The sequence below is a fragment of the Streptomyces sp. NPDC039465 genome, from assembly GCF_055639315.1.
The window spans coordinates 535,116-542,314 of sequence record NZ_JBVKAP010000005.1; the positions used below are offsets into that span (position 1 = coordinate 535,116).

The following is a 7,199-nucleotide window of genomic DNA, read 5'->3' on the forward strand; positions in this document are numbered from 1 at the left end:
CGCCCGTATTCCGCCGTCAACCGGGCGCATCCGGTCCCGGGTCCCTCCTGGGAGGGACACGCCGGGCGCCACGCCCGGGCCGCGGACGGTTTTACCGGCCCGGAAGCCGGTGTTCCCACGGGGTGCGCATATTCCAGAGCGTATTGGCGGCGCACGGTGGCACCCAGCATCACTTACGAAGGGTTATGGTGGAAACCCCCCCTCGGGCCGGTCCGTATCCCCCCCACGGACCGGCCCGTTTTTCGTTTCAGCCGCGCCCGGCCCAGATGTTGGTGCCCTCGGTGTCCACGGCGAAGGTGTCGATCTCCTTCAACTCCTCGGCGGACAGCGGCGATCCGGCGAGCGCCGCCACGTTCTCCTCCAGCTGCGCCACGCTCGACGCGCCGATCAGCGCGGAGGTCATCCGCTCGTCGCGCAGCACCCAGTTGAGCGCGAGCTGAGCCAGCGTCTGGCCGCGTCGCTCGGCGATCTCACCGAGCCCGCGCAGCCGCCGCAGCACCTCGTCGGAGAGCAGGTTCGGGTCGAGGGACTTGCCCTGCGTGGCGCGCGATCCCTCCGGGATGCCGCCCAGGTACTTGTTGGTGAGCAGACCCTGGGCGAGCGGCACGAAGGAGATGCAACCCATGCCCGCCTCCTCCAGGGTGTCGAGCAGCCCGTCCTCCTCGGTCCAGCGATTGATCATCGAGTAGGAGGGCTGGTGGATGAGGGGACGGACCCCCATGTCGGTGAGCAGCCGGGCCGCCTCGGCGGTCTGCTCGCTGTTGTACGAGGACACGCCCACGTACAGCGCCTTGCCCTGCTGTACGGCGGAGGCCAGCGCCCCCATCGTCTCCTCGAGCGGAGTGTGCGGGTCGAAGCGGTGCGAGTAGAAGATGTCGACGTAGTCGACGCCCATCCGCTTCAGGGAGGCGTCGAGCGAGGACAGCAGGTACTTGCGTGAGCCCCACTCGCCGTACGGCCCCGGGTGCATCTCATAGCCGGCTTTGGTCGAAATGACCAGCTCGTCCCGGTACGTCGCGAAATCCTGCGCGAAGATCTTGCCGAAGTTCAGCTCGGCGGAGCCGGGGGGCGGCCCGTAGTTGTTCGCCAGGTCGAAGTGGGTCACCCCGAGGTCGAAGGCGCGGCGCAGGATCGCGCGCTGCGTCTCGAGCGCGCGGTCGTCGCCGAAGTTGTGCCAGAGGCCGAGCGAGATCGCCGGGAGCTTGAGGCCGCTGCGGCCGGTGCGGCGGTACTCCATGGAGTCGTAGCGCTGTGCGGCGGCGCGGTAGAGCGGGTAATCAGTCACGTATCTCTCCTTATCACGGACTTGTGACAGGACCGGGCTGGGAGCATTCCGCCCTTGCGCAGTAATGTGGCGGCTTCGGGGGCCGCCGCAGCATGGAGGGGTTAGGAACAGTGAACCTGCGCGACCTGGTGTACGGGCTCTACGCACGCCGGGTGGAAGGCCGTCTCGATCACGACCAGGTGCCCAAGCACATCGGTGTCATCCTCGACGGCAACCGTCGCTGGGCCAAGGCGTCCGGCGGTACTCCCGAGCAGGGGCACAAGGCCGGTGCGAGCAAGATCCAGGAGCTGCTCGGCTGGTGTGCCGAGACCGACGTCGAGGTCGTCACGCTCTGGATGCTCTCCACGGACAATCTGAACCGGCCCGAGGAGCAGCTCGTCCCGCTGCTCGGCATCATCGAGGACGCCGTCCGCGACCTGGCGGCCGACGGCCGCTGGCGGGTGCACCACGTCGGCACGCTCGACCTGCTGCCCGCCCGTACCCAGGCCGTGCTGAAGGAGGCTGAGCAGTCCACCCACGACAACACGGGGATACTCGTGAACGTCGCCGTGGGCTACGGCGGCCGGCAGGAGATCGCGGACGCCGTCCGCTCCCTTCTTCTGGAGCACGCGTCGAAGGGCACCAGCTTCGAGGAGCTCGCCGAGGTCGTCGACATCGATCACATCTCCGAGCACCTCTACACGCGCGGTCAGCCCGACCCGGATCTGGTGATCCGTACCAGCGGGGAGCAGCGGCTGTCCGGGTTCATGCTCTGGCAGAGCGCCCACTCGGAGTACTACTTCTGCGAAGTCCACTGGCCGGCGTTCCGCAAGGTCGACTTCCTGCGCGCGCTGCGTGACTACGCGGCGCGGCACCGGCGGTACGGCACCTGATCGGGCATCGGATCGGGCATCGGATCGCCGTCTGATCGGCGCCTGATCCACCGCGTCCCACGGGACCCCCGGAGCACCTGCGGCGCAGGTCACCGCCTGTTCACCAACGCGTCGTCATATGCCATGGCATGGCTGAGCTTGTTCGAGGGAATACCACCTGCAGAGTGAGCGGCATGGAGACCGCCCACCCGGGAGGCCCTTTGCACCAGGACGACCGTGCAGGACGAGTACGGACGAAGCGGTGGGCCGGCTCGCGGCCCGCGCATCGTGGCCAGAGCCCGGCCCCATCCCCCTGCGACGCCGTCGCAGTTGCTCCCCGACCTCAGCCGAGGGGGTACGTCCTTCCGTGGTGACCAGCACAAAGCGCCGCATGTCCGACAGGCGCACCTACGTTCTCGACACCAGCGTCCTGCTGGCCGACCCCAACGCGATGGCCCGCTTCGACGAGCACGAGGTCGTGCTCCCGATCGTCGTGGTCACCGAGTTGGAGGCCAAGAGGCATCACCCCGAGCTCGGGTACTTCGCCCGGCAGGCGCTGCGCCTGCTGGACGACTTCCGGGTCCGGTACGGCCGCCTCGACGCCCCGCTCCCCGTGGGGGACCTGGGCGGGACCCTCCGTGTCGAACTCAACCATTCCGACCCCGGCGTTCTGCCCGCCGGCTACCGGTTGGGGGACAACGACTCACGGATTCTGGCCGTAGCGCGCAATCTCCAGGCCGAGGGGTACGACGTCACGGTCGTCTCCAAGGACCTGCCCCTCCGTATCAAGGCGTCCTCCGTCGGGCTGCTCGCCGAGGAGTACCGCGCGGAGCTCGCCATCACGGACTCCGGCTGGACGGGGATGTCCGAGCTGGCTCTCTCCGCCGATCAGATCGACCTCCTCTACGACCAGGAGACGCTGTACGTCCCGGAGGCGGCCGAGCTGCCCGTCCACACGGGCCTGGTGCTCCAGTCGGAACGGGGCAAGGCGCTCGGCCGGATCTCGCCGGACAAGAATGTCCGGCTGGTCCGTGGGGACCGTGAGGCGTTCGGCATCCACGGCCGCAGTGCCGAGCAGCGCATCGCGCTCGATCTGCTGCTCGATCCGGAGGTCGGGATCGTCTCCATGGGCGGCCGGGCCGGTACGGGTAAGTCGGCGCTGGCGCTCTGCGCCGGTCTGGAGGCGGTTCTGGAGCGCCGGCAGCACCAGAAGGTGATGGTGTTCCGTCCGCTGTACGCGGTGGGCGGGCAGGAGCTGGGGTACCTGCCGGGCACCGAGGCCGAGAAGATGAGCCCGTGGGCGCAGGCGGTCTTCGACACACTCTCGGCGGTGGCGAGCCGTGAGGTGATCGAGGAGGTGCTGGGCCGCGGGATGCTGGAGGTGCTGCCGCTGACGCACATCCGGGGCCGTTCGCTGCATGACGCGTTCGTCATCGTGGACGAGGCGCAGTCGCTGGAGCGGAACGTCCTGCTGACCGTGTTGTCCCGGATCGGGGCCAATTCCCGGGTTGTTCTGACCCATGACGTGGCCCAGCGGGACAACCTCCGGGTCGGCCGGTACGACGGAGTCGTCGCCGTCGTCGAGAAACTGAAGGGGCATCCGCTCTTCGCGCATGTCACCCTCACCCGGTCCGAGCGGTCCCAGATTGCGGCGCTCGTGACCGAAATGCTGGAGGACGGCCAGATCTGACCTTCCTTCTCCCGTTTGGGAGTTGGCGCCGCCCGGCGAAGCGCAGCAGCTTAGCCGGGCGGCGTCGTGTTGTGCGCCCGATTCGGCGAAATCCCTGGGGTCGGCGGGGTGTGAGCTTTCCCACGCGAGACAGAATTGCCTCGCGGCGTCGGCTTCCGGCAGAGTCTTGCTTCCGTCAGGCCCCGCATACGGCACACGTGCACCCTCAGGGGTGCCGCACCACACAACTCAACAAGCGTTAGCCGTATGCCGCCCACAGCACCACGGGCCCGTGTCTTCAGTGACCCAAGTACGTCGAAGACCAGCGCAAGGGGCACGATTTCGCCCGCGAGGTCACCCGTGCGGGCGATGCTGGAAGGAAACCGTGTGAGCCGGATCTCGGTCCGGGGATTCGCGGTGGCATCTGCCACTGCGGTCACCACTGTCGGCGCTGTCGTGGGTGTTGCCGCGGGCAACACGCAGGCCTCGGACGCCAATGGCGACAACTTCGAGGCGGCCGCTGCCGACACGACGCTCCTGGCGGACATTCCCGGCGGCGAGCAGGCGCAGGTTCAGGTCTCGTCGCTGTCGCAGCAGGCCGACGCACAGGCCGCCGCGGCCGACTCGGCCGCGAAGAAGTCCGCCGAGGAAGCCGCCCGTCTGCAGGCCGCCAAGGACGCCAAGTCCAAGAAGGAAGCCGCGGAGAAGGCGGAGAAGGACCGCAAGGAGAAGGAGGAGCGGGCCAACCGCGACTCCGTCCGTGACGCGTCCAGCTTCGCCGCGCAGGGCTCCTACAGCATCGCTGAGGTCAAGGCGATCGCTCGCCAGATGATCCCCGGCGACCAGTTCCAGTGCTTCAGCAACATCGTGGAGCGCGAGTCCGGCTGGAACTACCGGGCGCAGAACGCGTCCTCCGGTGCCTACGGTCTCGTCCAGGCGCTGCCGGGCCACAAGATGAGCTCCGCGGGCGCCGACTGGCAGACCAACCCGGCGACCCAGATCAAGTGGGGCCTCAACTACATGAACAACCGCTACGACAGCCCCTGTGGCGCGTGGTCGTTCTGGCAGGCCAACCACTGGTACTAGGCCCACGCTCAACGTCCCGGAGCCCCTTGCCGTCCTACGGTGAGGGGCTCCGTGCGTGTACGGTTCCGGGGACATGGCAGGGGGAAGAAGGAAGATCATGGCGAGACTGCCAGGGTGGCTGGACCGGCTCGGCGCCGGACTGTCACGGATGGGCAAGCGGTTGGAAGAGCGCCGCGCCGCCGCGGCGGAGGAAGAGCTCGACGTCCCGCCCGTCCCCGCGAGAGCCCCCGCCGTTCCCGCGCCGGAGGAGCCGTCCGCCACCGAAGGCGGCGCCCCGGGCGGCTCCGAAGCCGGACGTGTTCCGGCGCCGCCCGCCTACGCGCCGGCCGTCGCGGCCCGCCCCGATCCCGCGGCCGCCATCCCCTGGGGGATGCGGGTCGCCGCCGAGGCCGGCTGGCGGCTGCTCGTCCTGGCCGGGACGCTCTGGGTGCTGATGAAGGCCATCAGCTCCGTGCAGCTCGTCGTCCTCGCGTTCGTCGCCGCGCTGCTCGTCACCGCCATGCTCCAGCCCACCGTGTCCCGGCTGAGGAAGTACGGGCTGCCGCGGGGGCTGGCCACCGCCGTCACCGCCGTCCTCGGCTTCGTCGTGATGGGGCTGGTCGGCTGGTTCGTGGTGTGGCAGGTCATGGACAACGTCGACACGCTCTCCGACCGGGTCAGGGACGGTATCGAGGAGCTCAAGCGCTGGCTGCTCGACAGTCCGTTCCATGTGACCGAGCAGCAGATCAACGACATCGCCAAGAACCTCAGCGACGCCATCGGTGCCAACACGGAGCAGATCACCACCGCCGGTCTCCAGGGTGTGACCGTCGTCGTCGAGGCGCTGACGGGGATCCTGCTCGCGATGTTCTCCACGCTCTTCCTGCTCTACGACGGGAAGAAGGTGTGGCAGTGGGTGCTCAAGCTGGTGCCCGCCCAGGCCCGGCCGGGTGTCGCGGGCGCGGGGCCGCGGGCCTGGCGCACGCTCACCGCCTATGTGCGGGGCACGGTGATCGTGGCGCTCATCGACGCGATCTTCATCGGTGTCGGCATCTACTTCCTCGGTGTGCCGCTGGCCGTGCCGCTGGCGGTCTTCATCTTCCTGTTCTCCTTCATCCCGCTGGTCGGCGCGGTGGTCTCCGGTGCGCTGGCGGTCGTCGTGGCCCTGGTCACCGAGGGCGTGTTCACGGCGCTGATGGTGCTGGTCGTGGTGCTGGCCGTGCAGCAGATCGAGGGCCATGTGCTCCAGCCGTTCATCCTGGGCCGGGCGGTACGGGTCCATCCCCTCGCGGTGGTGCTCGCCGTCGCGGCGGGCGGTCTGACGGCGGGTATCGGCGGCGCGGTCGTGGCGGTGCCGCTGGTCGCGGTCACCAACACCGTGGTCGGCTACCTCCGCGCGTACAGCGAGGAGCAGGCGTTGCGGGCCGCGCCCGAGCCGCGCGGGGCGACCGCGCTCGACGTGGCGCCGACCCCGCCGCCCGGATCCCCCGAGAGGAACGGCGAGTGATATCCGAGCCCGAACTCGTCGGCGGCGTCACCTTCCCCGAGCCGCGCACCGCGTCCGGCGGCCCCGACACCCTCGACACGGAGACCCCGCCGGCCCCGCGGCCGCGCCGGCCGTGGCTGTGGGCGGTCGGCGGCGCGGTGGTCGCCTCCGCCGTGTGGGCGGGCGGGCTGTACGCGTACGAGAGCCGGGGCGTGGACCTCGGCGGCTACCGCTCCATCCGTAACCTCTGCCTGGAGACCGACCTGAAGGCCGTCTCCACCGCCCTCGGCAAGAAGGTGACCGCCAGCAGCCCGGAGATGGATGAGCATCCGGTGCTCGACCGGGCGCACTGTTCGCTGACGCTGGGGACCGATGAGTTCGGCTACACGGTGACGGTGTCGTACATCTTGCACAAGGTGACCGACCCGGGGCCCGAATTCCAGGTCCGACTGGAGGAGTTCCAGGGCAGTACGTCGGCGGATCGGGTCGAGGGCCTGGGGGAAGCGGCGTTCAAGACCCCGTACGACGAGGCTGGCAAGACAGCCGGGCTGGACATCCTGGACGGGCAGGCGGAGCTCTCGCTGAGCATCAGCGTCATCGAGCAGTGGGAGGACGGCGAGGTCAAGCCGCCGGCCGAGCCCGTCGATCTCAGCGGCATCGAGGAGTTCCTGATGGAGGACGCCCGGGCCCTGATGACGAAGTTGAAGAAGTGACGCGGCGTGGATGACGGAAGGGCCCCGGGACACATGGCGGTTTCTAGGGGTCGTTGCAACACGTGGTCGTGTTGATCAGGCCGCGAGCAGTTTATGCAGGCGCTCGGCTGGGGTTTCCCAGCCGAGCGTT

General features: G+C 69.1%; 6 protein-coding genes. 5 read left to right on the forward strand and 1 reads right to left on the reverse strand.

Annotated elements, in window-relative coordinates; genetic code table 11:
- Positions 1-247: 247 nt before the first annotated feature.
- A complete protein-coding gene (mgrA, locus tag ACZ7LT_RS20445; protein ID WP_471237445.1) occupies positions 248-1,285 on the reverse strand; it encodes an L-glyceraldehyde 3-phosphate reductase in 1,038 nt (345 codons plus the stop codon).
- Positions 1,286-1,395: 110 nt separating this feature from the next.
- Here mgrA and ACZ7LT_RS20450 point away from each other — a divergent pair, with 110 nt between their 5' ends.
- The 5 genes from ACZ7LT_RS20450 (at position 1,396) to ACZ7LT_RS20470 (ending at position 7,069) form a co-directional block, all read left to right on the forward strand.
- Positions 1,396-2,157, forward strand: coding sequence for an isoprenyl transferase (locus tag ACZ7LT_RS20450; RefSeq protein WP_471237446.1), 762 nt, complete (start codon positions 1,396-1,398; stop codon positions 2,155-2,157).
- 346 nt (positions 2,158-2,503) lie between these two features.
- Entirely contained in the window at positions 2,504-3,826 is a 1,323-nt protein-coding gene (locus ACZ7LT_RS20455; protein ID WP_471237447.1) for a PhoH family protein, read from the forward strand.
- Positions 3,827-4,192: 366 nt separating this feature from the next.
- Positions 4,193-4,891, forward strand: a complete 699-nt coding sequence (locus ACZ7LT_RS20460) for an aggregation-promoting factor C-terminal-like domain-containing protein (RefSeq protein WP_471237448.1) — start codon at positions 4,193-4,195, stop codon at positions 4,889-4,891.
- Positions 4,892-4,988: 97 nt separating this feature from the next.
- Positions 4,989-6,377, forward strand: coding sequence for an AI-2E family transporter (locus ACZ7LT_RS20465; protein WP_471237449.1), 1,389 nt, complete (start codon positions 4,989-4,991; stop codon positions 6,375-6,377).
- Positions 6,374-7,069, forward strand: coding sequence for a hypothetical protein (locus ACZ7LT_RS20470; RefSeq protein WP_471237450.1), 696 nt, complete (start codon positions 6,374-6,376; stop codon positions 7,067-7,069). Before ACZ7LT_RS20465 ends, ACZ7LT_RS20470 begins: the two co-directional genes overlap by 4 nt.
- Positions 7,070-7,199: the final 130 nt, after the last annotated feature.